Consider the following 23,316-nt stretch of genomic DNA (forward strand, 5'->3'; position numbering starts at 1 on the left):
CAGTAGACCTCGAAAACGCTTTAATTTTAGGTCGCCTATCGAAGTTATTACAGAACTATTTCACAAGGAATATGAAGCTACTCAGATGACTAAACATTAACTGTTGCGTTAGGAATTAGAATTCAAGTAACAATAATAACCAATAAACGTTAATTATTATTAATAAATATAATGTATATATCAATGGGTATTGATGAATCATTTTGAGATATCTGCTTTGATAGAGCGCTACTATATCCATTATATCTTAATACTGATATCACAATGCTGGTTCTCAACAGGATTCCCCTGATATGCAGGTTTGTGTGGTAGCATTGTGGAGTAGTAACGATGAGATAACCGATAATAGCATCAATCGATGATGCGTTATGGTACGGATCAATCTTATCACTTAGGTATCGCGCAAAAATTGAGAAGGAGATTAATATGAGGGTCGAAAAAGTTGGGAAGAGAAAGGTGCGTTGGGGGAAATTCTTAATTGTGAGCACATTATTGGGGTTAACTCAGCTACCAACATTCGCCTCAAATTATCTCTTTGTGCAAGATGCTCGATACTATATTGGCGATGAGAAGCGTGTTTGTGGCTTAATCACAGGTTTTAAGAGTGAAAATAATCAATTAGAGATTCTTTTTGAACAGCGGAAGGGGAAACCACAATTTATTGTGGAAGTAGGAAACTTAAAGAAGAAGATTGCGGTGGAAGATATTGAAGCGCTTCAGCATCACTTGGGAGCAGAAGCCTGTATCTTTGGCACAATTAAAGAGAGAGAAGGGATACCGATGATCAGTACCCCTTCATTTGAGTCGTTAGAGATTATTCGATACCTTTAACCATTTTTACCTATTTAGCGGCGACAGCTATGAACAGCTCGATACTCCTCTTTGAGCTTTGGCGTTAAGATCGTTAAGGTGCCGGTTTGTGCTTTGACAAAGTTATCTTCATATACCTCATCAACTTCAAGTGTCATTAAGACATTATTATCTGTATTACTCCAGATATAGAGATGTTCAGGCTCAAAATGGGTTCTCTCTAACTTGATCGGCATATTTTTTAATTTAATTACCATCTCTTCATCATTTGAGAGATTCCCTAAAGCAAGCTCTACTTTTTCTGGATTTTTAAGAGGGAAGGGTTGTGAAAGCGAGATATCACAACGATAGACAAGTTTTTTAAGCTCTATTTGGGGACGCGCATTTTCTTTTTCTGTCTCGGCATTATTTGTATTTTGATTATCTACTATCGCTGATTGTTCCTGCTCTTTAAGATTATCTTGGTGAGCCTCTACCGTTGCTGGCGCCTCTTTCTCTGATGAGGCACTCTTGTCAGACTCAGAATCCTCCTTTTTCAGCTCAAATCCTAATGTTTCAGCATACTCTTGATCACTCATTGAGGGGGTCGTTAATGCCGGCATTTTGGCGGTCGCTAATTGAGCTGATCCTAAAATAAGGGCGATGGAGAGTGTCAAAAAGGTTCTTTTCATCGATTCTATTCCTTGAGAATATAGAGTTTGGTAAGTTCAATTTTATCACAATCGTTAGAAAATTGAGTAGACAGATAATCTTGTGAGAGGCGTCGATATTATTGAATCACTATCGATTATGATTGATATCAAATTACTTTTTATTTAGCTTTATTCTATTTGTCTCTGTTGTTGATTTATAAAGGAGATCTGTCTTTAATATTTTGTAATATCGCTATTTCTAATACTCAATAAAAAAGTCACTAAGAGTGTTAATTCCTAGTGACTCCATTTTCTGTTTTTTTTACTTTCCTATTTTTTAAAATGAGTGATGAATAGCAACTGCTATCGAATAGCGCTTATCTAGCGATTACTCTGGTCAATCACGATATTATCAGGATCTATTTTATCACCATAGAAGGGGCGTACAGCTTTATCATAAGCTTGATGGAAAAATTCTTCTGCTTGAAGTGCTTCTATCTGCTCATTAACCCAATTGAGTAAGGTTTCATTTCCTCTCTTAATGGCTGGGGCAATAACATCTTCGGGTCCAATTTTCTGAATAGCGACAACAAATTCAGGATTATTATTCGCCCAAGCATAGAGTAGGGCATTATCATGCGCTAACCCTACAGCTCTACCATCTCTTAATGCGGCAAAAGCTTCTGAGTTATGATCATATTTTTGCAGTTTTACTTGAGGATGATTTTTCTCAAAGTAAGTTTCTGCTGTTGTCCCCTTATTAACAATCACAGTTTTGCCATCTAATTGAGCAAGATCTGTAATAGGGGCTCCTTCAGGCGTTACCAGACCAATAGCGACTTTCATATAAGGTTCAGCAAAATCCACCTGTTTGCTACGCTCGGGGGTGACTGTAAAGTTCGCTAAGGTTAGATCCACCTTATTAGCATCTAAGACATTGATACGATTTTGAGCTTCAGTGAGAACAAAGGTGACGCTTTCTTCATTTCCAAAAAGGTTTTTTCCTAATGCTTTTGCTAGTTCGATATCGTAACCTTGGCTATTTCCTTCGCGATCGACGTAGCCAAAAGGGGGCTTATCGCTGAATACTGCGACACGTAACTTTCCACTCTCCTTTACCTTTTCTAGGCTGTGATCTGTCTCTGTTGCAAATGAGAGGCTTGTAAAAAGGGTTGAGATACCAAAGAAGGCAATGCTAAGTGTTTTAGATAATCCATTCATATTTAACTCCTTGATTAATTAATAATGGTCAATAACTGTCAATAGTTATTGGTAGGTTGATAGATATTGATTGATAAATACTGATAGTTATCGGTTGTTATTTGTAGTTGTTAATAGGGTTCAATAGATAAGATCGAATCTGCATATCATGGGTTTATTGATTTAAGATTTTTAAAAGTCAAAAACCGTTAAAAATTGCTGGGCTCGTTGAGTTTTGGGCTTGTTAAAAAAGATTTCAGGGTCTGTAATCTCTAAGATAGAACCCGCTTCCATAAAGATAATTTTGTCAGCAACCTTTTGTGCAAAATTGAGCTCATGGGTCACAATTAGCATTGTCATCCCACTGGCGGCTAACTCTAAAATAACCTCTAAAACTTCTCTGACCATTTCAGGATCAAGCGATGCTGTTACCTCATCAAAGAGCATAATTTGAGGATTCATCGCTAAAGCTCTAACAATTGCAATACGCTGCTTCTGTCCGCCGGATAACTCTCGTGGATAGGCATTTTTTCGATCGAGTAGACCCACCCGAGTTAAGAGCTGATCTATCTGCTTTAATGCTTCATTTCGTCTTCTCTTTTCTACTTTTAAGGGACCTAATAAAAGATTGTCCAGAACAGTCATATTGGGGAAGAGATCGTAGCTTTGAAATACCATTCCGATTTTGCTTCTCACCGCTGTCCAATCCGTTTTTGGGTGATTTAATTCGCTATTTTCAAATAAGATTGATCCTGAATCGATTTTTTCTAATCCATTGATTGTTCTGAGTAGTGTCGATTTACCACATCCTGAAGGACCAAGAATAACGATCACTTCACCCTTTTTTACTTGCAGGTTGATATCTTTGAGAACCTCTTTTTGAGCAAAAGATTTATAAAGATCTGAAATTTGTAATAGGGTGGTCATGATAAGGATATCTCTTTAGGGCTATCTAGAAATAGGGGAAATATTGGGGTTTATGAATATTGAAGTTTATGCGTATTGCTCTATACATCGTTCTATACGTTACTAAGTACGTCGACTATAGTAAGTCGCTAATTTAGAGATGGGGTAACAGATCGCAAAGAAGAGCAATAAAATTAATCCATAGATCCAAAAGGGTGCTAACGGATTATTCATCATCGCGGCATACTCTATAATCTCTTTACCCACCTTAGTGACATCTTGCACACCAATCAGCACAAGCAGAGAGGTTGTCATAATAATTCTTGCGGTAAGGTTTAAGGCGGGACCTACCGCATTTCGTAAAGCTTGGGGTAGCAAGACATAGTAGAAAATTTGACGAGTATTTAAGCCGATTGCCGTAGCAGATTCACGCTGATGCTTTGGAAGGGAGAGAATCGCACTGCGAATAATATCGCTCATCTCTGCAGCTCCCCAAAAGGTAAAGGCGATCACCCCTACGGTTCGGCCATTAAGATCGATCGGGATAACGGTTGGCAAAATATAGTAAAGCAAGTAGAGCAGCACTAAAGTCGGTAAAACCCTGACGATCTCTAAATAGATTTTGCAAGGAATCCGTACTGCTAGATGTTGAGATGTACGAATAATGCCGATTAAAGTTCCTAAGATCCAAGTGAGGAGAATCGCGATAAATGCCACTTCTAATGTAAAATAGAAGCCTGTTGCCAAACGCTTTATCGTAATCCAATCTAAAATATCAAGCCCCAAATTCTGCATAGCGCAATCTCCTTTCAAGTTGTGAGAGAAGAAGGGTAAAAGGAATAATGACGATGGCATACGCGACGACTAAGAGGGTAAGATTCTCATTGGTGTGACCAACATTGCTAATTAAGTTGATTACTACAGTTGTGATGTCGGTTCCGGCAATGGCTGTAAAGACAGAAGTCTCCTTAAAAAGAAAGATTGCATTTGCACCAAGCGCAGGAATGCTATATGAAAGTGCTTGAGGAATGACAATATAACGTGCTATCTGAAGGCGATTGAGACCTATTGCTTTGCCACTTTCTAATTGTGAAGAAGCGATCTGTGCGATCCCGCCTTTAAAGGCCTCAGCCATATATGCGGCACCTAATAGTGATAGACCTAGAAGCGCTGTTGTCTCAAAGCTCAGTAGTATGCCAAACATTCTTGGTAATCCAAAGTAGAGAAAAAAGAGGTGTAAAAGGAGTGGGGTATTGCGGAAAAATGCTACAAATGCATTACTAATGGGCGCTAATAGAGGGATCTTGAAAAAGATTGTTAAGCTTATTATTAATCCCAATATTAATGCATTCAGAATCCCTAAAAAGGAGATTTTTAGGGTTAACCAGAAAGCGGACTCCAAAAGCGGAAAGATTTCTTGTAAGTATTGCAACATGGCGATAAATTCTGGTTACTCCCTGAGGTAGATATTGAATAGGTATTGAGTATATCTTGACTAGAGTGAGCGATAGATAAGGGAATTATTGAATGAAAATAGTTTCTGGCTGAAAAATTTTACGGATGATTTTTATTATTTTTCAGTACCAACTTATCCATCTAAACTAGTCATATATGTTTTGTCTTGATGAGTGTTGAGATTAGAGTAAAATTTTCACTTCGTCAATCTATTTACCAATAATATTGAGTAGTACTTCTATTTAAAGATCTTTTTTGGGAGAGATGGTGCCTATTTTCTGCTGATAAATGCTCTTGCAAATGCATCTAATGACCAACCGATCATGCCGATGAGTAAAATAGCGGCCATCAGCTCTGAGTAGGCTAAGCGATCACGGGTATCTAAAATAAAGTAGCCAAGACCTTCGTTGACACCTAACATTTCACAAGGAACAAGAACAATCCAGACAACCCCTATTGCCAAACGTAAGCCATTTCCGATAGATTGAAAAATAGCAGGAAAGATGATGTTTTTTAACATCTCATACTTTGTCGCTGCGAGAGAATTACCCAATTGTAACCAAGAGGGATCAATGCTTTTGACCCCAGATATTGTGCTGAAAATAATGGGCCAAATAGCAGAAAAGGTTAAAAGAAAATAGATAGGGGCGTTACCAATACCAAGAAGCATCACAACGATCGGCATCCAGGATAGGGGAGAAATCATACGCAGTAATTGGAAGGGCGCACTACTAAGTGATTCCAATAATCGAGAATGTCCTAAAATAATTCCGATAGGTATTTTTCTCGTACAGCTGGGCGAGAGGTATTGTAAAGATACCAAGCACATGCACTTTGGCACCATACAGAGAAAGCTGTTGCACCACACTCTCTCCCGACAGCTTGAATAACTGCGATCTGATTAGCTAATCCTGAATTTTCATCTTTTTGATCTGATAATGCTGAAAATCCACCTAATTTGCCAAGCTCCATTAAATAATCTTTGGGATATAAGCCCTCTTGATCGATCTTGGTTACAAGAGGACGCAAATTTTGCTGGGCATGAAGCTTAATTGTTTCTAGAAAAGGGGTACTCATGATTTAACCTCTGCTATCTACTTTTCAAGGGGAATATTTATGGGGTAATTAAGGGAATATTGACCTATTGCTACCAATCTTTTAAAACCAGGGATCTCTGAGATCTTCGATATCTCAGCAGATCTTTAGGCAAAAGGGAGTAGCTCTTGATTGATGCTATTTTGAGCAAGATTATTGGTGTAGTTGCAGAGTGTAGCTAGGGCAATTCCTAAGATAACTTCAACGGCCTGTTGTTCGTTATAACCTGCAGCAAAGAACTCTTGTAACGCTTCATCACTCACAGCCCCTTTATTGATCATGACGGCAATAGTGAAACGCGCAAGAGCATCTAATTTTTGATCTTCTTCTCGAAAGGGGGTAAGGGTTCGTATTGCTGTAAGAATCTCATCGCTAAAGAGTTTTTTTGCGACTGCAATTTTGGTATGACCTGCAACGCAAAAAGCACATTCATTAACTTAAGTTTTTTTGAGAGGGTTGTAATCTCATTCTTAAACCCCATTAAATGAGAGATTAAGTCAGAGCACAAACAGAAGGAATATAGAACATGAAACCACGTCTTTTGATATCTGAAAGCGTCAATCCACTCTTTAATTTAGCGGTTGAAGATGCGATCTTTCAGACGATGGATGCTTCGCAACAGGTTCTCTTTTTATGGCGTAATGATCAGACCGTTGTGATTGGTCGTGGACAAAATCCTTGGAAAGAGTGTAACACCCAAAAAATGGAGGAAGATGGTATCACATTAGCGCGAAGAAGCAGTGGCGGAGGTGCTGTCTATCATGATTTAGGAAATACCAATTTCACCTTTATGGCCGGCAAGCCTGGCTATGATAAGGAGAGTTCAACGACTCTGATTTTAGAGGCGCTCCATACGCTTGGAATTGAAGCTCAGAGCTCTGGGCGTAATGATATTATTGTTGAGCAAGATGGCGAGATAAGAAAGATTTCTGGATCGGCTTACCGGGAGACTAAAGATCGTGGCTTCCATCATGGGACGCTCCTTATCGATGTCGATTTTGGTCGATTGAGCCGTTATCTCAATCCTGATCCTAAAAAGCTACAGGCGAAAGGGATCAGCTCTGTGCGTTCACGCGTTGCCAATTTAGTAGAATTTAAGCCCGAATTGAATCATGAAGTGATCTGCCGTGCGATCGAGGCACAATTTAGGAAGAAATTTGGGGAGATCGAGGCGATTGAATATATCTCAGAGGAGAATCCCCCCCAGATTCCCGGGTTTGAAGCGATCTATGAGAAGCAGAAGAGTTGGGATTGGAACTTTGGTCAAGCACTTCATTTCTCCCATCTTCTTGATGAGCGTTTTCCGTGGGGTGGTGTCGAGATTCATCTCGATATTCCTAGAGGCGGGCGAATCGAACAGGCGAAAATTTTCACAGATAGCCTCTTTGTCGAGCCATTTGAGCGCTTAGCAATAGCATTGGTGGGAGTGCGCTATCATGGAGATGAGATTGCTACCCAATTGGCCAATATTGGAGAGCAATATCCCCAATTTAGAGAAGAGTGGCAACAGTTTAGTGACTGGTTTATTGCTGCAATTAGATAAAGAGAGAGGAGAGACTATGAAAGAGATTAATAAGCGTAATAAGGCGTTATTAGGGGTTTATCATGCGCCAGCAGCTCATTGGGTGGGAGATGCATTTCATGTTCGCTCTCTCTTTACCTATAACAATCATGGACGTTATCTTAATCCTTTTTTGCTCTTAGATCGTGCGGGGCCAACAAAATTTGAAGCTAGCGATAAGATCCGTGGTGTCGGCTCTCATCCCCATCGAGGCTTTGAGACAGTGACACTCGTCTATGAAGGAGTGGTTGCTCATCGTGATTCTACTGGAGAGGGCGGAACGATAGGTGCCGGTGATGTTCAGTGGATGACGGCAGCACGAGGTATCCTCCATGAAGAGATGCTTTCAGAGTCCTTCTCTCAGAAAGGAGGCGTACTCGATATGGTGCAGCTTTGGGTCAATCTGCCTGCGGAAAAAAAGATGGATTCTCCCCGATATCAGCAGATTATCGCTACAGATATCCCTCAATTTTCAGTTGTAGAAGGGGGGTTGATGCGGATTATTGCTGGCCAATACCCACCTAATCTATTCGACGATTCTATTGAGAATAGGGAGCAAGTGCCACAACAAGAGCCACAATATTATCAAGGTCCAGCTAATACGGCCACGCCGGTTGACCTATGGGATCTTGTATTGCAAAAAGGGGTAAAGGCAGAGATCCTCTTACCTGAAAATCGTTATGTTGGTATCGTTGTACTGAAGGGGGAAGTTCGCTGCAATGGGGAAGTTTTCAAAGAGACTGATCTTGCAATATTAGAAAGAGAGGGCAATAAGACAACATTAGAGGCGATCAACGAATCGAGTATTCTAATTTTGAGTGGCGAGATAATTGATGAACCCGTTGTCGGACATGGCCCTTTTGTGATGAATACACGGGAAGAGATTAAGCAAGCATCTCTCGATTTTATGAGTGGGAAATTTGGCGAACTATAGAACCCTGCGCCATTATTAACGCTATTTCATTTTGTAAATAAGGTATAATAAATTATAGAAATATTTTATTTTTGTAATTAATAGTCAGTCAGTTAGTGACTATAAGTAAGTGATAAGTAATTGCAATAATTCGTTAGAATGAATTGTGAGAGTAGCTTGGAGCTGGAACTCAAATACTATTGTTGAGTCATTTTGGTTCGCTAGATTGAGATTTAAAGTTAAGGTTGAAATTATCAATAATTTTGTCAGTGATTCTATAAAATAGGAGATAAAAAATGAGTAAAACAAAAGGTGATATCGTTAAAGAGAGCATCACAAAAGCAGCTGAAAAGTTGGGTAATGTTGCTGCTAAATTAACAGATGAGACGGTTGTTAAAACCCATGAAGCAAAACGTGCTATTGATGATCAGATTGTTGCTTTGAAAGCAAAGCGTGACTCTCTCTCAGATAATGCTGATGATGCTAAAAAGACATTAGATGAGAAGATTGAAGCTTTAAAAGAGAAAGCGAAAGAGTTATCAAAAGTGGCAAATGATAAGATTCAAAAAATGTAATTATAAATGTAATTATTTATGTAATTATCTTCTATAAATATTTCAAATATTTCTGTAGATACTTAAATTCCCTCTAAAGGGAGTGTGTCTTGGGGATATGGATTTATAAAAAAAGATAGAAGCATAAATAGAAGTATAGATAGAAGAGTTATTGGGATTATTTTCTCAATAGCTCTTTTTTATGGATGATAAGTGAGATCATCCATCATGGGATACTCTATAAAAATGAAAGAGTTATCTTTTAAGGTTGTACCTAATTGCTTTTTCCAACACTCTGACCTTATTTAGTGAGCTAGTATTTATCAGGATCTCTTGTTAAGATCACCCTCATGATAAGTTGATAATTTATCATATTCACACCTTTTAATAGCCCTTTTAGCGATTGCTAAGAGGGCTTTTTTTATGGTTATTTTTCACTCAAGAATGGTTTTCACCTTGAATTTCTAATTTGGAACTCCATCTATTATCTATTCAGATTCTATTTAGATAATTCTTATTACCTAGTTTTATCTCATAGGATCTACCAAATAGATATACAAGATAGATAGTTATAGATGAAGCTTTATAGTGCTCAGATCTATCACGTTATTTAATCATTGTTTAATGGAGTCAAAATAGTTATGACAAAAGAGACACATGCAGAAACAATGCAGTTTCAGACTGAGGTGAATCAGCTTTTAAATTTAATGATCCACTCTCTCTACTCTAATCGTGAAATCTTCCTTCGTGAATTGATCTCAAATGCTTCAGATGCTTTAGATAAGCGTCGTTTTGAAGGGCTTACTGATACCAAATTGATTGATGGGCAAGGAACGCCACAGATCGATCTTGCGTTTGATAAGGAAGCGAAGACCTTAACAATCACCGATAATGGTATTGGTATGACCCGTGAAGAGGTGATTGAGAATATTGGAACAATCGCAAAATCAGGAACAAAGGCATTTTTGGAGCGTTTAGAAGCGGATCAAAAAAATGCATCGCAATTGATAGGGCAGTTTGGGGTTGGTTTCTATTCTGCATTCATCGTAGCGCATGAGATTGAATTAATTACGCGCAAAGCCGGTACAAATGAGGATGAAGCAACACATTGGCAGTCAAAAGGGGAAGGGGAATTCACCCTGATAAAGACAACACGTGATAAAGCGGGAACAACTGTCATTCTCCATATGCGTGAAGATGATCTTGATCTTCTCAATGAGTGGTCAATTCGCGATATTGTGAAGAAATATTCAGATCATATCGCCTATCCCATTATGATGGGGGTTGAGAAGCCTATTCCACCGAAAGAGGGGGAAGAGGCAGACGATCTTAAGCATGAGATTGTAATTGAGCAGATTAACTCTGCAGAATCTCTCTGGCAGAGAGAGCGTTCTGAGATTAGTGATGAGGAGTATATCGCTTTTTATAAAGAGTTAACGCATGACTATACCGATCCTCTCTCTTGGAGTCATAATCGCGTTGAAGGTAATACGACCTATACCTCGCTGCTCTATGTTCCTGCGGTGGCGCCGCGTGGCCTGTGGGATCAAGAGGTAAAATATGGTATCGATCTCTATGTTCAGCGTGTCTTTATTATGGAGGGTTCCGATAAGTTAATTCCTCGCTATCTCCGCTTTATCCAAGGGGTTGTTGATACGCAAGATCTGCCACTCAATATCTCCCGAGAGATTCTCCAAAACTCAAGAACAATCGATACCATTCGTCAAGGATTGACACGCAGAAGTCTCTCAATGTTAGAGACACTCAGCCAAGATGAGGAGAAGTACCAAAAATTCTGGGCCGCATTTGGTCGCGTCTTAAAAGAAGGATTAGGGGAAGATTTCTCCAATCGAGAGAAGATTGCAAACTTACTACGTTTTGCTTCAACAACCACCGATGAAGAGACTGTTTCTCTTAAAGCTTATAAAGAGCGTATGCAAGAGGGACAGGATAAGATCTACTATATTACGGCAGATTCCCTCAATACCGCGAAAAATAGCCCTCACTTAGAGATCTTTAAGTCGAAAGGTATTGAAGTGATTCTCATGACCGATGTGATTGATGATTGGATGACAGGTTTCCTCCATGAGTTTGATGGCACACCGATGGTGAATGTGGCTAAAGGTGATATTGAGCTTGATAAGGAGAAGGAAGCAGAAGAGAAGCCTGCGGCAAGTGAAGATGAAGTAAAACTGATCGACCGCGTAGAGAAGGTATTAGGCGATCGTGTTGAGAGTGTTAAGATCTCGAAGCGCCTCACCGACTCAGCTTCCGTTTTAGTTCGTAATGAACATGCACTGAGTGGGCATTTTGAAAAGATGCTGAAAGAGGCAGGTCATGACGTTCCTTCAACTAAACCATGGTTAGAGATCAATCCAAAGCATCCTCTCTTAGTGAAATTGAGTGAGACGAATGATGCGAAGATGGAAGAAGATATCGCAATGTTAGTCTATGAAGAGGCGCAACTATTAGAGGGCGCACAGCTCGATAATCCTTCTGAATTTGTCGCACGACTCAATCGTCTTATGAATGCATAAGCGCCGGCAGTAGTTGAGTCTGAAACTGGTTAAGATTGGTTAATCTTAACTAGGTTTTAGCGAATAGTTATAGATAAAGTCCTTTATAGCGGTGATCTATTGCTGCTATAAAGGACTTTTTTGTGGTTGACGATCAATCTGTATTGTATTTATCTCAAATCCCGAATATCAGCAATCGGTTCATCACCGATCATGAGTGGCGAGTTAAAGTAACGAATAATTGCTTCTGCTGCCTGATGGGGGGAGAGTAATTGATTCTGCGCTTTAAGTTGTAAAAAGCGGTCAATATGGGGAAAGGCTTCAGGAGAACTTGCTCGAATCTCCACCTGCATGTCGGTATCGATAACGCCGGGAGCAAGGGCTGTAACGTAGATGGGATGCGCTTGTTGCTTCTGCTCTAAATGGAGTGCTCGGCTAAAATGATCGATGGCTGCCTTTGTAGCACAATAGATTGACCAGCCAGAGTAGACATGTCGTCCTGCACCAGATGAGATATTAACGATACGCTTCATAATGGGGAGATTCTGCGTTGCAGCGACAAATTGATTACTCAGCTCAATAGGCACTTTAATATTGATATCGATCGCTTTTGCAATTGCTTCATTTCCTAATCTCCCAACTTGTTCAATAGGCTGTACAACGCCGGCATTATTGATCAGAGTAATCTCTGTCGCAAGAGAGAGGTAAGGCTTTAACCACTCAATGACATGATCTGCTGCCTCGGGCTGGGTAAGATCGAGAGCAAGATGATTAGGGAGCTGCTCAGGATTGCTGCGAGAGACACGTAGTACCTTATAGCCTTCTGCTTCTAATAAGGTAGCCAACGCGTGGCCAATCCCTCTTGATCCACCAGTAATAATATAGATTTTCATCAATAGACTCCTTTTCATTTGTTGAGGGTTAGTAGTTTTCTGTTCCTATCATTGTAGGGAACTTCAGACTATTTTTATACCTTATATCGGCTGAAGTTATTTAAAGCACCCCATTTTTGCAATCCCTCTTTCATGTATAATAAGATTTTTTATGTCAACCGAAAATATCAACTAAAGATATCAATCAAAAATTATAGAGGATCTTCCGAGGTCACAATCAACAATAGGTGGAATGAGTTATGAAAAGATCGAAGCGCTTACTAACGACAGCACTCTTCTGGCTTGCATCTTTTGCAATGGCAGAGCAGCTCTATATTAGCGATAAACTACAAGCCCCTATTAGAGCCGGTGCCGGCGATAATTACCGAATCACAAAGATGATTAATGCCGGCGAACCCGTTGTTAAATTAGCAGAGCGGAATGGGTACTATCAGATTCGTTACGATGGAAATAAGACCGGTTGGATCTATAATACTTTTTTGATGAATGAGCCGAGTGCGCGTAACTATATTGAAGAGGCTAAGAATCGTTATGAGCCACTACTGCAAGAGAATAGGGCATTAGAAGAGGAGATTGAGCGATTAAAAGAGGCGCAGACTCAAGCCCTTAATCGTGCTAATCAAGATAAAGAAGCACTCTTAAATGAGTTGGAGGTCTTAACTGCTGAAAATCAAGCGCTACAATCGGAGATTGTGGAGTTACGTACGCTCAATGCCAGAGAGATCGAATTAGCACAAGAGAATGACGCGCTAAATCGTCGTGATCATGTTCAAAAAGTGGAGATTACAACATTAAAGCAGGAAAATGCGCGTCTTCAGTCGGTCAATCGAAGTAGTGAATGGACAGCAGGAGCATTGATTCTTCTCGGAGGGATTATTTTAGGAACCTCTATCTTACCGCGACTCTTTGCGAAAACACGCCGTAAGAGAACTTGGGATTTTTAGAGAGTTTAATTCTTTCTTGAGTTACTTTTGAGAGATGTAGCTCTTTTTAAGACTTTTAAGACTTTTAAGACTTTTAAGACTTTTTTAATCGAGGGTATTGACACTATTGCTAATACCCGTTTTAATAAAGAATGCCGATTTGACACAGCTTGCGGGCAATAAACAGCTAAAGCGTGATATAGAAGATGAGTTAGATCTAAGTAGACTCTAAGCCTCTATACCAGAATTAGCCAAATAGCCCGTACCTTTTAGGTTACGGGCTTTTTTATTTTTGAAGAAATTTAAAATAGATTCAGCCTAACACATTTAACACATTCAATATATTCAACACATTTAACAGAAACGATAGATTTATAAATTCATTACAGAGAGAAGGAACAGAATCGATGAAAGTAGTTTTAAAAAAATTAGCATTTATATCGCTAATCGGGGGCTCATTAGTTTTAGCCGGATGTAATTCTGATGATCAGAGTGACAATGGAGATCGTAAAAAAATTCGCATCGGCACAACTGTGGGTGATTTTGCTGATATGGTCACCGATTCTGTTAAGCCTCAATTGGAAGCGAAGGGATATCAAGTAGATCTGGTGGTCTTTACCGATTATGTCCTTCCTAACCATGCACTAGCAGATGGTTCGATCGAGATCAACACTTTCCAACATCTGCCTTACCTCAACTCTTTTAAGACACTCCATAAGCTCGATATCACAGAGGTTTTTCAGATCCCGACGGGGCCATTAGGCATCTATAGCGGAAAGAAGAAGAGTTTAGATCAATTAGAGGAGGGGGCTAAATTTGCTGTGCCGAATGATCCTAGTAACTTTTCTCGTTCACTTGCACTCTTAGTGGATGCGGGCTTGATTACGTTAAAGCCGGGAACAGATTCACTCAAAGCAGTTGCGGCAGATATTGCAGAAAATCCCCATAAGATTGAATTAGTGATGATTGAAGCGCCGCAATTACCGCGCGTTCGTGATGATCTCGATTATGTCATTATTCCAGGGAATTATGCTGCAAGTTCAAAGATTCCTTTTAGTGATGCGCTCTTTACAGACCCTGGATTTGCTTTTATCAATTGGGCTGCTGTGAAGAGTAAAGATGTAGATGCGCCTTGGGTCAAAGATGTTAAAGAAGCCTATAACTCCGATGCTTTTAAGGTTTACGCCGCTGAACGATTTGCCGGATATAAATATCCTGCAACCTGGAGTGATGATGAGTCTCAACAATAGAGAGAAGAGAGCGGTCAATATGACCGCTTTTTTTAGATATAGTTTAGATATAGTTTAGATATAGTGAAAAAAGAATTGTAATCTCTATTAAATTGTATTATTGTACTACTACGCTAACACAGAGGAGGGAGGCGTTACTATGATAAAAGCCTCTCTTTTTTATTTTTATAACCAGATTGAAATCGTAGAAAAGAGGCATCGACAATGATGAAAAGTAGTCGCTTAAAAATCGCTATCCAGAAGTCAGGACGTTTAAGTGAAGAGTCTCAAGAATTACTTGAGAAGAGTGGACTTAAGATCAATATGACCAAGGATAAGTTGATCGCTCATGTAGAAAATATGCCGATCGATATTCTACGAGTTCGTGATGATGATATTCCGGGATTAGTGTTTGATGGTGTTGTCGATCTAGGAATTGTTGGTCAAAATGTACTAGAAGAGGTAGCTTTAGGGCGTCAAGAATCGATCGATTCCCTCTATCGTGTGAAACAAATTCTCCCCTTTGGGGGATGTCGCCTCTCTTTAGCACTTCCTAAGAGTTGTGACTATCAGGGAATTGAAGATTTTCAAGGGCTTCGTGTTGCCACCTCTTTTCCCAATCTTTTAGATCGTTATTTAAAGGAGAAGGGAATCAATTATAAGAGCTCTCTTTTAACGGGATCTGTAGAGGTTGCCCCAAGAGCGGGATTAGCAGATGCGATATGTGATCTGGTCTCTTCAGGCGCAACATTAGAGGCAAATGGCTTAAAAGAGGTTGAGGTTATATTCCGCTCTAAAGCTTGTTTAATCGAGACAAATGTTGAGATGAGCCCAGAAAAAGAGGCCTTAATCGCTAAAATTATGCCGAGAATACAGAGTGTTATTCAAGCAAATGAATCAAAATATATTATGCTCCATGCGCCTAAAGATCGTCTAAAAGAGATTACCGAGCTTCTTCCGGGTGCTGAAAATCCCACTATTTTACCATTAGCAACAGATCAATCTCGCGTTGCTGTTCATGTGGTCAGTAGCGAAGTTCTCTTTTGGGAGACGATGGAAGCACTGAAAGCAAAAGGTGCTAGCTCTATCTTAGTTCTTCCTATTGAGAAGATGATGGAGTAATCGAAATTATTGGGTCGGTGCTCTAGCGTGGCAGAGCATCATCAATGGCAGATTGAGTGAAAAAGAGAGCAAATCAATGGAGAAAATTATCTGGAATTCTCTGACAGAAGCAGAGCGAAAAAAAGCATTAGAGAGACCTGCAGAGCGATCTGCGAAAGAGATTAAAGAGATTGTTGCCAAGATTGGCGAAAGAGTAAAAACTGAAGGTGATCAGGCAATCATTGCGTTAACAGAAGAGTTTGATAAAGTTTCAGTGACACAATTGGCAGTAGAGCAAGAGGCATTTGCCGCTGCAGAATCACGCCTATCTTCTGAGTTTAAACAGGCGATTGAACGAGCGTATCGCAATATCAAGAAATTTCATGAGGCTCAAAAGCAACCGAAGATTGCAGTAGAGACAGAAGAGGGTGTCTATTGTGAGGTCTTAACACGAGCGATTGAATCTGTCGGCCTCTATATTCCAGGGGGGACAGCGCCACTCTTTTCAACAGTCTTGATGTTGGCAATTCCCGCTAAAATTGCTGGATGTGGTGAGATTGTTCTTGCCTCTCCGCCCCCGATTGCAGATGAGATTCTCTATGCAGCACAACTTTGTGGAATCGATAAGATCTATCAGATGGGAGGCGCACAAGCGATCTTTGCCTTAGGCTTAGGAAGCGAGAGCATTACAAAGGTTGATAAGATCTTTGGTCCCGGCAACAGCTTTGTAACAGAAGCAAAGCGTCAAATTAGTCAGATGCCGGGAGGCGCTGCCATCGATATGCCGGCAGGACCATCCGAAGTCTTAATTATCGCGGATCAATTTGCTAATCCCGCCTTTGTAGCGGCAGATCTTCTCTCTCAAGCAGAGCATGGTGCTGACTCCCAGGTGATCTTAGTGACCCCTTCAGCGCCCTTGATCGATGCAGTAGAGCGTGAGATTGAGAAGCAGCTGCAACAACTAGGACGTGCAGAGACAGCGAGGGCCGCATTGGAACATAGCCGTTCTATCTTGGTTGAAAACTTAACAGAAGCTATTGAGGTGAGTAATCGTTATGCGCCGGAGCATCTAATCATTCAGACAGAAACGCCGGAGAGATGGGTTGATCAGATTATGCATGCTGGCTCACTCTTTTTGGGGGCTTACTCTCCAGAGTCGATGGGAGATTACGCATCGGGTACTAATCATGTGTTACCGACCTATGGATATGCTAGAACCTATTCCAGTTTAGGTTTAGCCGATTTTAGTAAGCGAATGACTGTTCAACGCTTAACGAAAGAGGGATTTTCACGCTTAGGACCGACGGTTGCACTCCTTGCAGAAAAGGAGCAATTAGATGCTCATAAATTGGCAGTAGATGTTCGCTTGCAAGCATTAGCAAGAGAGTAGATGATAGAAGAGATCCATTCAATAGAGATCGATGCAATGAGTTATTGATATGAGTTATTGATATAGGATCTACAAACAAGCAATACGGCTAATAGATAATTCTATTAATTGTCTATTAATTATCTATTAATTGGTTATTTATTAATAGGTCATTAATAAGAAACCAACAAGAAAGTAATCAGAGATCGATAGGGGGAGATATGAGTGAGAATAGGGTTGAAGCTAAGATTGACGTGGAAGTGGCGCAAAAGAAGGGTCATTTAGACGATTTTTTATCAAAAGAGTCGAACGATATCGCTCAACGTTTGAGCCGCCGATCTGTACAGAAATGTGAGCCTTATATCGCCCCAGCAAGAGATTATAGTGGTCGTGAGATCTATCTCGATGCTAATGAAAACCCCTATGCTATGCCGATCTCGCTGGAGCTCATGATGAATCGCTATCCCGACTCACAACCGGAGCAGGTGATTGCACGCTATGCGGAATATCTCGGTGTTGATCAAGAAGAGATTCTGGCAACATTAGGGGGGGATTCTGCCATTGAGCTTTTGATTAAAGCTTTTTGTGAGCCGAAAGAGGATAAGTTACTCTACCTTCCTCCCACCTTCGGAATGTATCAAGTTACCTGTGATCTTTATGATGTCGAGACGGTGATGGTGCCGCTCCGGGAGGATTTCTCGCTCGATCTAGAGGCGCTTCTTGCAAAGCTCGATGGTATTAAGATGCTTTTTCTCTGTAGCCCCAATAATCCCACCGGCAATGTGATTCCCACGAAGGAGATTGAGGCTATTTTGGAGGCAACGCGCAATAAGACGATCGTGGTCCTTGATGAAGCTTATATTGAATTTAGTGATCAAGCCTCCTTCGTTACCCGAGTTAAAGAGTATCCTCATCTTGCTTTAGTGCGGACACTCTCTAAAGCTTTTGCTTTAGCGGGTATTCGGATGGGCTTTGTAGTTGCTGATCGAGGATTGATCGATATCCTACGCCGAGTGATTGCGCCTTATCCGCTTCCAGTACCGGCAATTGCCGCGGCAGAGGCGACGCTTACAGCAGAAGGGATCGCTACTATGAAGGAGAGCCGAGCGAAGATATTAAAGAGTCGAGAGGCATTAAAAGAAAGATTAGCTGAAATCTCTATTGTTGAGCGAATCTATCCATCGGCAGCCAATTTCTTATTGGTGAAAGTGCAGGACTCCCAATCACTCTTTGATTATCTCTCTAAGGAGGGAATCTTTGTCCGCTATCAAAGTTTGCCGGCACTTGCGAATATGTTACGAATCTCTGTCGGATTGCCGGAAGAGAATGATGCTTTAATTGCCGCAATGAATCGCTATGCGGAGAGTTTAACGATTTAACTTTAATGATTTAACAGATTATAAAAGATTATAAAAATTGAGGAAGAAGAGGATTTTAATGCAGAACATTCTATTTATTGATCGAGACGGAACTTTAATTGATGAGCCAAAGAGTGATTTTCAGGTAGATTCATTAGAGAAATTGCTATTTGAACCTAAAGTAATTCCGGCACTTTTAGAGTTACAAAATGCAGGCTATCGCTTTGTGATTGTCTCTAATCAAGATGGTTTAGGAACGCCGAGTAATCCACAAGATAAGTTTGATCTTGTGCATGAGCGAATGATGGAGACCTTTGCTTCACAAGGCATTCTCTTTGATGATGTTTTACTCTGTCCCCATTTTCCGGAAGATGGTTGTGAGTGTCGTAAGCCAAAGACCGGTATGGTGACTCGCTACTTAGAGGAGAAGCTCTTTAATCCTGAAAATAGCTATGTGATTGGTGATCGAGAGACCGATCTTGGTCTTGCTGAAAATATGGGGATTGAGGGAATTCTGTATGATCGCGAGAAGATGGATTGGCCCTTGATTGTTGAGCGATTGATCGACAAAGGAATTGTTAGAGAAGGGCATCAAGCTCGCAGTGCAAAGATCGAGCGTAAGACAAAAGAGACTGATATTCAGATTGAGCTCTTTTTAGATGAGACCGGTAGTAGTACGATTGAGACCGGTATTCCTTTTTTCAACCATATGCTCGATCAGATCGCAACTCATGGCGGTTTTCGGATGAATGTTGCGGTTGATGGTGATCTAGAGATTGATGATCACCATACTGTAGAAGATACTGGGATTGCACTTGGTGAAGCGCTTCGTGCTGCATTAGGAGATAAGCGAGGTATTGCCCGTTTTGGCTTTGTTCTACCGATGGATGAGTGTCGTGCATTTTGTACATTAGATCTCTCTGGCCGTCCCCATATCGATTTTGAAGCAACCTTTAATCGCGATATGATCGGCACCTTTAGTACTGAGATGGTTCCTCACTTCTTCCGCTCCTTAGCTTACGCATTAGGCTGTACGCTCCACTTGAAGGCAGAAGGGGTCAATACACACCATAAAATTGAATCACTCTTTAAGGTATTTGGGCGGACATTGCGTCAAGCAATTAAGGTAGAGGGGGATCTATTGCCGAGCTCGAAAGGTCTACTTTAATCAATCTTGTCCCATCTTATTGACCAATCTGAATCTATCTTAAGTTATCTTGAGTCGTCTTGAGTCATATTAAGCTATCTTAATTAATAACAATAACGCATCAACAACTTATCAATAACTTATCAATAACCTATTGCTACAAGGAGTAGCCCATGATTATTCCCGCTTTAGATCTTATTAATGGCGAAGTTGTACGTCTCCAACAGGGTGACTATCAGCGCCAGACCACCTTCTCATACTCACCCGTTGAGCAGTTTCAACACTATGTTGATGCAGGCGCAGAATATCTCCATCTTGTGGATCTAGATGGCGCTAAAGATCCTGCGGCTAGGCAGCTTCCATTGATTGCAAAGATTGTTGAAGAGGTGAAAGCACCAATTCAAGTTGGCGGCGGGATTAGAACTGAAGCGGATATTAAAAACTTACTCAATATCGGTGTCTCTCGAGTTGTTGTCGGCTCTACAGCTGTTACAAATCCTGATGAAGTGATCCGTTGGTTTCAACAATTTGGAGGTGATCGTATTGTTTTAGCGCTCGATATTCGTATCGAAGAGGGCGTTAAAAAGGTTGCTCTCAGTGGTTGGTTAGAGACAAGTGAGCGTAGTTTAGAGGAGTTAATTGCTCTCTATGCGCCTTATGGTTTAAAGCATGTTTTATGCACTGATATCTCGCGCGATGGTATGTTGTCAGGATCGAATGTTCCGCTCTATCAGGAGCTTTCGACCGAGTATCCCCATATTGCATTTCAATCCTCAGGCGGTATTGGCTCTCTGGCGGATATTGAAGCCTTAAAGGAGAGTCAAGTCGCGGGTGTTATTGTGGGACGCGCACTATTAGAAGGAAAATTTACCGCTGAGGAGGCGATCAGATGTTGGCAAAAATAGTAGCATGTTTAGATATTAAAGATGGCGTTGTGGTTAAAGGGACGCAATTTCGGAACCATGAAACGATGGGAGATGCGGCACTTTTAGCGAAGCGTTACTCCCAAGAGGGGGCCGATGAATTGGTGATTTATGATATTACCGCTTCGAGCAAAGGGGAGGTGGTTGATAAATCATGGGTAAAAGAGATTAAAGCATTGATCGATATTCCGCTCTGTGTGGCAGGTGGCATTCGCTCGATCGAAGATGCTGCAGCGCTCTTTGCCAATGGGGCTGATAAAATCTCAATCAATTCACCGGCACTGGCAAATCCTCATCTGATTAATGAGTTAGTAGCAGCTTTTGGGAGTGATAAGATTGTTGTTGGGATCGATTCTTACTATGACAAAGCGCTAGATGATTATTTTGTCTATACGTTAACGGGAGATGAGGCGACAACAGCGAAGACTCAATGGCGTACCTTAGATTGGGTTGCCGAGGTTGAGAGCCGAGGTGCCGGTGAGATTGTCCTTAATATGATGAATCAAGATGGCGTGCGAGATGGTTATGATCTTGAGCAGTTAAAGGCAGTTAAAGCTGTTTGTAAGCGAGCTAAATTGATCGCTTCAGGCGGCGCAGGAAAGATGGAGCATTTTCGAGATGCCTATCTTATTGCCGGAGTTGATGGCACTTTAGGTGCGTCAGCATTTCATAAAGAGCTGATCAATATCACCGCGCTTAAAGAGTATCTTGTCGCAGCGGGGATTGAGGTGATTCCTGTAAAAACTGCTCAGCAGCAGGGGGAGAGAAAGATCTCGATAGAGGCAGCTCAAGAACTTATTGCATCGGTAGATTGGCAGAAGGTAGAGCATCTTCTCCCGGTGATTGTGCAAGATTACTATTCTGCCGAAGTCTTGATGTTAGGCTATATGAATGCCGAAGCTTTAGAAGAGAGTTTAACGCAAGGGCGAGTCACCTTCTATTCCCGGACGAAAGAGCGTCTCTGGACAAAAGGGGAATCCTCGGGAAATTACTTAACCATTGTTGATTATGCACTCGACTGCGATCAAGATACTCTTCTCATTCTTGCTAAGCCAGAAGGGCCTACCTGTCATTTAGGGGAGATCAGCTGTTTTGAATCTTGCTCTAAAGAGGTTCCTTGGGTCTTCTTCTCTCGCCTAGAGTCTCTCTTAGCATCACGAAAAGGGGGAGATCCTGCAGAGTCGTATACCGCTTCACTCTATGCAAAGGGTACAAAGCGCATTGCCCAAAAAGTGGGGGAAGAAGGGGTTGAAGTTGCCTTAGCCGCAACAGTTCATGATGCCGAAGAAGTAATCTCCGAAATGGCTGATCTGCTCTACCACGCAACTGTCTTACTTCAGGATCAAGGGCTCTCTTGGAGCGATGTTTTGGCGAAGTTGGAAGAGCGAAATCGTTAAGCATTGAGATGTTTTTGAAAATATTTAACATAATGCTTGTCTTTTTTTGAAAAGGCTCTATAATTACTAAATCAATTAGCGCGGGGTGGAGCAGTCTGGTAGCTCGTCGGGCTCATAACCCGAAGGTCGTTGGTTCAAATCCGGCCCCCGCAACCAAATTGAGAAGCCTACTAACGATTGTTAGTAGGCTTTTTGTTATTCTATTATTCCTAACTCTAACTCTAACTCTAATTTGGATTCTTAGATTTTTAGAGTATTGATGATATAAGGAGACCTTAATGATTGTTTATGGTATTAAAAATTGCGATACGATGAAGAAAGCTTTTACATGGTTAGATAATCATAAAATCGATTATCAATTTCAGGATTATCGTAATCCCCCATTGCCGGCAGAGACCTTATTAGAGTTGATCGATAAGATTGGGCTCGATCAATTAGTCAATAAACGGAGTACTTCTTGGCGCGCACTTTCAGAGAGTGAGAAGAAGTCAGTGATGGAGCGATCAGAGGCTGTAGCGATTTTACAAGCACATCCAACATTGATTAAACGTCCTGTCGTAGTGACGGCTGATCAGGCATTCGTTGGTTTTTCAGATGCGCTCTATAGTGAAACTTTTTTAAAATAAAAAAGATAAAAAAGAGACAGTCAAAAGTTAAATCCTAAATGGATAAAAATGGATAAGTCAAAAATAATCTGGTTAGCGTTTCTTAGCTAACCAGATTGTTCGTCCGCCACAGCTTTGGTCCTCAATCTGATATTGAATCAGGCCAAAGCCGTGATCAATAAAGAGTTGCCGGTAGTGATCGGGAGAGAGGCTTGCATGATAGAGATCATGCCCATTAAATTCCCCAATAGCTTCGCCGGCATCTGCCCCTGTTGTTATAAGAAGTGGTGCTCCTGGGGCGCAGTAGCGCTCAAATTTTTTAAATAGCGCAACTTGATCATTAGGGGGAAGATGGAAGTAGCTATCCCAAGCGATGATGCCGGAGAACGTTTTATCGAAAGTAATATCGCGCATATCTGCTAGAACCCACTCTGCCGGCATTCCCTTAAAATTCTTTTGAGCCGCTTTGATAAATGCTTTTGTGATATCAACCCCTGTAACAGAATAGCCTTCCTCTATAAGATAGTGAGCAATAGGGTAGCCATCACCCGATCCAAGATCTAAAATTTCACGCTCCGCTGCACTTTCCGCTTTTGGAATCATCGAGAGAAATCGATCGAGCCAAGCTTTCTCGATAAAGGGTGCATCTGCACGTAATTTGCGCCATGCTTTCGCATAGCGCTTATAGATGATAGGAAGATAATCAGCAGAAGGGTGGACCATATTATG

General features: G+C 41.0%; 22 protein-coding genes, 1 tRNA gene and 3 pseudogenes. 16 read left to right on the top strand and 10 right to left on the bottom strand.

Going from position 1 to position 23,316, the window contains the following annotated elements; all coding sequences use genetic code 11:
* The first annotated feature begins 426 nt into the window (after positions 1 to 426).
* Positions 427 to 831, top strand: coding sequence for a hypothetical protein (locus B9T19_RS07270; protein ID WP_094567969.1), 405 nt, complete (start codon positions 427 to 429; stop codon positions 829 to 831).
* Positions 832 to 845: 14 nt separating this feature from the next.
* Here B9T19_RS07270 and B9T19_RS07275 read toward each other — a convergent pair whose 3' ends face one another.
* The 8 genes and pseudogenes from B9T19_RS07275 to B9T19_RS10920 form a co-directional block, all read right to left on the bottom strand.
* Positions 846 to 1,481 (bottom strand): hypothetical protein, encoded by a 636-nt coding sequence (locus tag B9T19_RS07275; RefSeq protein WP_094567970.1) that lies wholly within the window; start codon positions 1,479 to 1,481, stop codon positions 846 to 848.
* Positions 1,482 to 1,823: 342 nt separating this feature from the next.
* Entirely contained in the window at positions 1,824 to 2,663 is an 840-nt protein-coding gene (locus B9T19_RS07280; protein WP_094567971.1) for a cysteine ABC transporter substrate-binding protein, read from the bottom strand.
* 171 nt (positions 2,664 to 2,834) lie between these two features.
* Entirely contained in the window at positions 2,835 to 3,569 is a 735-nt protein-coding gene (locus B9T19_RS07285; protein ID WP_094567972.1) for an amino acid ABC transporter ATP-binding protein, read from the bottom strand.
* A gap of 102 nt (positions 3,570 to 3,671) precedes the next feature.
* On the bottom strand, positions 3,672 to 4,343 hold the full coding sequence (locus B9T19_RS07290) for an amino acid ABC transporter permease (protein WP_094567973.1): 672 nt from the start codon (positions 4,341 to 4,343) through the stop codon (positions 3,672 to 3,674).
* Positions 4,324 to 4,983 carry an ABC transporter permease subunit gene (locus B9T19_RS07295; protein WP_094567974.1) on the bottom strand — a complete coding sequence of 220 codons (660 nt, stop codon included), beginning with the start codon at positions 4,981 to 4,983 and terminating at the stop codon, positions 4,324 to 4,326. The genes B9T19_RS07290 and B9T19_RS07295 overlap by 20 nt, the downstream gene beginning before the upstream one ends.
* 291 nt (positions 4,984 to 5,274) lie before the next feature.
* A pseudogene (locus B9T19_RS07300) lies at positions 5,275 to 5,784 on the bottom strand (ABC transporter permease); the annotation flags it as partial.
* Positions 5,763 to 6,080 (bottom strand): acyl-CoA dehydrogenase family protein, encoded by a 318-nt coding sequence (locus B9T19_RS07305; RefSeq protein ID WP_094567976.1) that lies wholly within the window; start codon positions 6,078 to 6,080, stop codon positions 5,763 to 5,765. The gene B9T19_RS07305 and the pseudogene B9T19_RS07300, both read right to left, overlap by 22 nt.
* A 125-nt stretch (positions 6,081 to 6,205) precedes the next feature.
* Positions 6,206 to 6,532 (bottom strand): annotated as a pseudogene (locus B9T19_RS10920) (carboxymuconolactone decarboxylase family protein); the annotation flags it as partial.
* A 92-nt stretch (positions 6,533 to 6,624) separates the two neighbouring features.
* Between B9T19_RS10920 and B9T19_RS07310 the strand changes: the two are divergent.
* The 4 genes from B9T19_RS07310 to htpG all read left to right on the top strand — a co-directional run bounded on the left by B9T19_RS07310 (position 6,625) and on the right by htpG (position 11,663).
* On the top strand, positions 6,625 to 7,641 hold the full coding sequence (locus B9T19_RS07310; protein WP_094567977.1) for a lipoate--protein ligase: 1,017 nt from the start codon (positions 6,625 to 6,627) through the stop codon (positions 7,639 to 7,641).
* A gap of 16 nt (positions 7,642 to 7,657) precedes the next feature.
* On the top strand, positions 7,658 to 8,593 hold the full coding sequence (locus B9T19_RS07315) for a pirin family protein (protein WP_094567978.1): 936 nt from the start codon (positions 7,658 to 7,660) through the stop codon (positions 8,591 to 8,593).
* A gap of 275 nt (positions 8,594 to 8,868) precedes the next feature.
* Positions 8,869 to 9,147 carry a hypothetical protein gene (locus B9T19_RS07320; protein ID WP_094567979.1) on the top strand — a complete coding sequence of 93 codons (279 nt, stop codon included), beginning with the start codon at positions 8,869 to 8,871 and terminating at the stop codon, positions 9,145 to 9,147.
* 620 nt (positions 9,148 to 9,767) lie between these two features.
* Complete coding sequence (gene htpG, locus B9T19_RS07325) at positions 9,768 to 11,663, top strand: molecular chaperone HtpG (RefSeq protein WP_094567980.1); 1,896 nt, start codon at positions 9,768 to 9,770, stop codon at positions 11,661 to 11,663.
* 149 nt (positions 11,664 to 11,812) lie between these two features.
* Here htpG and B9T19_RS07330 read toward each other — a convergent pair whose 3' ends face one another.
* Complete coding sequence (locus B9T19_RS07330; protein ID WP_158214381.1) at positions 11,813 to 12,535, bottom strand: SDR family NAD(P)-dependent oxidoreductase; 723 nt, start codon at positions 12,533 to 12,535, stop codon at positions 11,813 to 11,815.
* A 239-nt stretch (positions 12,536 to 12,774) separates the two neighbouring features.
* Here B9T19_RS07330 and B9T19_RS07335 point away from each other — a divergent pair, with 239 nt between their 5' ends.
* From B9T19_RS07335 to B9T19_RS07380, 11 genes and pseudogenes are all read left to right on the top strand, one after another.
* Complete coding sequence (locus B9T19_RS07335; protein ID WP_094567982.1) at positions 12,775 to 13,479, top strand: TIGR04211 family SH3 domain-containing protein; 705 nt, start codon at positions 12,775 to 12,777, stop codon at positions 13,477 to 13,479.
* A gap of 386 nt (positions 13,480 to 13,865) precedes the next feature.
* Complete coding sequence (locus B9T19_RS07340) at positions 13,866 to 14,708, top strand: MetQ/NlpA family ABC transporter substrate-binding protein (protein ID WP_094567983.1); 843 nt, start codon at positions 13,866 to 13,868, stop codon at positions 14,706 to 14,708.
* A gap of 204 nt (positions 14,709 to 14,912) precedes the next feature.
* Positions 14,913 to 15,809 (top strand): ATP phosphoribosyltransferase, encoded by an 897-nt coding sequence (gene hisG / locus B9T19_RS07345; RefSeq protein ID WP_094567984.1) that lies wholly within the window; start codon positions 14,913 to 14,915, stop codon positions 15,807 to 15,809.
* Between the two features lie 76 nt (positions 15,810 to 15,885).
* Positions 15,886 to 17,178, top strand: coding sequence for a histidinol dehydrogenase (gene hisD, locus B9T19_RS07350; RefSeq protein WP_094567985.1), 1,293 nt, complete (start codon positions 15,886 to 15,888; stop codon positions 17,176 to 17,178).
* Between the two features lie 200 nt (positions 17,179 to 17,378).
* The gene (gene hisC / locus B9T19_RS07355) at positions 17,379 to 18,536 is read left to right on the top strand and encodes a histidinol-phosphate transaminase (protein WP_094567986.1); all 1,158 of its coding nucleotides are present in this window, start codon (positions 17,379 to 17,381) and stop codon (positions 18,534 to 18,536) included.
* A gap of 58 nt (positions 18,537 to 18,594) precedes the next feature.
* On the top strand, positions 18,595 to 19,683 hold the full coding sequence (gene hisB / locus B9T19_RS07360; RefSeq protein WP_094567987.1) for a bifunctional histidinol-phosphatase/imidazoleglycerol-phosphate dehydratase HisB: 1,089 nt from the start codon (positions 18,595 to 18,597) through the stop codon (positions 19,681 to 19,683).
* 152 nt (positions 19,684 to 19,835) lie between these two features.
* On the top strand, positions 19,836 to 20,567 hold the full coding sequence (hisA, locus tag B9T19_RS07365; RefSeq protein ID WP_094567988.1) for a 1-(5-phosphoribosyl)-5-[(5-phosphoribosylamino)methylideneamino]imidazole-4-carboxamide isomerase: 732 nt from the start codon (positions 19,836 to 19,838) through the stop codon (positions 20,565 to 20,567).
* Positions 20,552 to 21,316 (top strand): annotated as a pseudogene (hisF, locus tag B9T19_RS10925) (imidazole glycerol phosphate synthase subunit HisF); the annotation flags it as partial. The gene hisA and the pseudogene hisF, both read left to right, overlap by 16 nt.
* The gene (hisIE, locus tag B9T19_RS10930) at positions 21,314 to 21,982 is read left to right on the top strand and encodes a bifunctional phosphoribosyl-AMP cyclohydrolase/phosphoribosyl-ATP diphosphatase HisIE (RefSeq protein WP_255406358.1); all 669 of its coding nucleotides are present in this window, start codon (positions 21,314 to 21,316) and stop codon (positions 21,980 to 21,982) included. The pseudogene hisF and the gene hisIE, both read left to right, overlap by 3 nt.
* 79 nt (positions 21,983 to 22,061) lie before the next feature.
* A tRNA-Met gene (locus B9T19_RS07375) sits at positions 22,062 to 22,138 on the top strand.
* 122 nt (positions 22,139 to 22,260) lie between these two features.
* The gene (locus tag B9T19_RS07380; RefSeq protein ID WP_094567990.1) at positions 22,261 to 22,608 is read left to right on the top strand and encodes an arsenate reductase; all 348 of its coding nucleotides are present in this window, start codon (positions 22,261 to 22,263) and stop codon (positions 22,606 to 22,608) included.
* A gap of 72 nt (positions 22,609 to 22,680) precedes the next feature.
* On the opposite strand, the gene B9T19_RS07385 is transcribed toward B9T19_RS07380, so the two are convergent.
* Positions 22,681 to 23,310, bottom strand: coding sequence for a bifunctional 2-polyprenyl-6-hydroxyphenol methylase/3-demethylubiquinol 3-O-methyltransferase UbiG (locus B9T19_RS07385; protein WP_094567991.1), 630 nt, complete (start codon positions 23,308 to 23,310; stop codon positions 22,681 to 22,683).
* Positions 23,311 to 23,316: the final 6 nt, after the last annotated feature.

The organism is Ignatzschineria sp. F8392, assembly GCF_002252045.1.
GTDB lineage: Bacteria > Pseudomonadota > Gammaproteobacteria > Cardiobacteriales > Wohlfahrtiimonadaceae > Ignatzschineria.

What these genes read in the sequence shown, in the direction of transcription:
- B9T19_RS07275 (WP_094567970.1), bottom strand. Translation starts at nt 1,481, where the DNA reads ATGAAAAGAACCTTTTTGACACTCTCCATCGCCCTTATTTTAGGATCA.
- htpG (WP_094567980.1), top strand. Translation starts at nt 9,768, where the DNA reads ATGACAAAAGAGACACATGCAGAAACAATGCAGTTTCAGACTGAGGTG.
- B9T19_RS07330 (WP_158214381.1), bottom strand. Translation starts at nt 12,535, where the DNA reads ATGAAAATCTATATTATTACTGGTGGATCAAGAGGGATTGGCCACGCG.
- B9T19_RS07315 (WP_094567978.1), top strand. Translation starts at nt 7,658, where the DNA reads ATGAAAGAGATTAATAAGCGTAATAAGGCGTTATTAGGGGTTTATCAT.
- B9T19_RS07380 (WP_094567990.1), top strand. Translation starts at nt 22,261, where the DNA reads ATGATTGTTTATGGTATTAAAAATTGCGATACGATGAAGAAAGCTTTT.
- B9T19_RS07290 (WP_094567973.1), bottom strand. Translation starts at nt 4,343, where the DNA reads ATGCAGAATTTGGGGCTTGATATTTTAGATTGGATTACGATAAAGCGT.
- B9T19_RS07270 (WP_094567969.1), top strand. Translation starts at nt 427, where the DNA reads ATGAGGGTCGAAAAAGTTGGGAAGAGAAAGGTGCGTTGGGGGAAATTC.
- hisG (WP_094567984.1), top strand. Translation starts at nt 14,913, where the DNA reads ATGATGAAAAGTAGTCGCTTAAAAATCGCTATCCAGAAGTCAGGACGT.
- B9T19_RS07385 (WP_094567991.1), bottom strand. Translation starts at nt 23,310, where the DNA reads ATGGTCCACCCTTCTGCTGATTATCTTCCTATCATCTATAAGCGCTAT.
- B9T19_RS07280 (WP_094567971.1), bottom strand. Translation starts at nt 2,663, where the DNA reads ATGAATGGATTATCTAAAACACTTAGCATTGCCTTCTTTGGTATCTCA.
- hisB (WP_094567987.1), top strand. Translation starts at nt 18,595, where the DNA reads ATGCAGAACATTCTATTTATTGATCGAGACGGAACTTTAATTGATGAG.
- hisD (WP_094567985.1), top strand. Translation starts at nt 15,886, where the DNA reads ATGGAGAAAATTATCTGGAATTCTCTGACAGAAGCAGAGCGAAAAAAA.
- B9T19_RS07340 (WP_094567983.1), top strand. Translation starts at nt 13,866, where the DNA reads ATGAAAGTAGTTTTAAAAAAATTAGCATTTATATCGCTAATCGGGGGC.
- B9T19_RS07320 (WP_094567979.1), top strand. Translation starts at nt 8,869, where the DNA reads ATGAGTAAAACAAAAGGTGATATCGTTAAAGAGAGCATCACAAAAGCA.
- B9T19_RS07335 (WP_094567982.1), top strand. Translation starts at nt 12,775, where the DNA reads ATGAAAAGATCGAAGCGCTTACTAACGACAGCACTCTTCTGGCTTGCA.
- B9T19_RS07310 (WP_094567977.1), top strand. Translation starts at nt 6,625, where the DNA reads ATGAAACCACGTCTTTTGATATCTGAAAGCGTCAATCCACTCTTTAAT.
- hisA (WP_094567988.1), top strand. Translation starts at nt 19,836, where the DNA reads ATGATTATTCCCGCTTTAGATCTTATTAATGGCGAAGTTGTACGTCTC.
- B9T19_RS07285 (WP_094567972.1), bottom strand. Translation starts at nt 3,569, where the DNA reads ATGACCACCCTATTACAAATTTCAGATCTTTATAAATCTTTTGCTCAA.
- hisC (WP_094567986.1), top strand. Translation starts at nt 17,379, where the DNA reads ATGAGTGAGAATAGGGTTGAAGCTAAGATTGACGTGGAAGTGGCGCAA.
- B9T19_RS07295 (WP_094567974.1), bottom strand. Translation starts at nt 4,983, where the DNA reads ATGTTGCAATACTTACAAGAAATCTTTCCGCTTTTGGAGTCCGCTTTC.
- B9T19_RS07305 (WP_094567976.1), bottom strand. Translation starts at nt 6,080, where the DNA reads ATGAGTACCCCTTTTCTAGAAACAATTAAGCTTCATGCCCAGCAAAAT.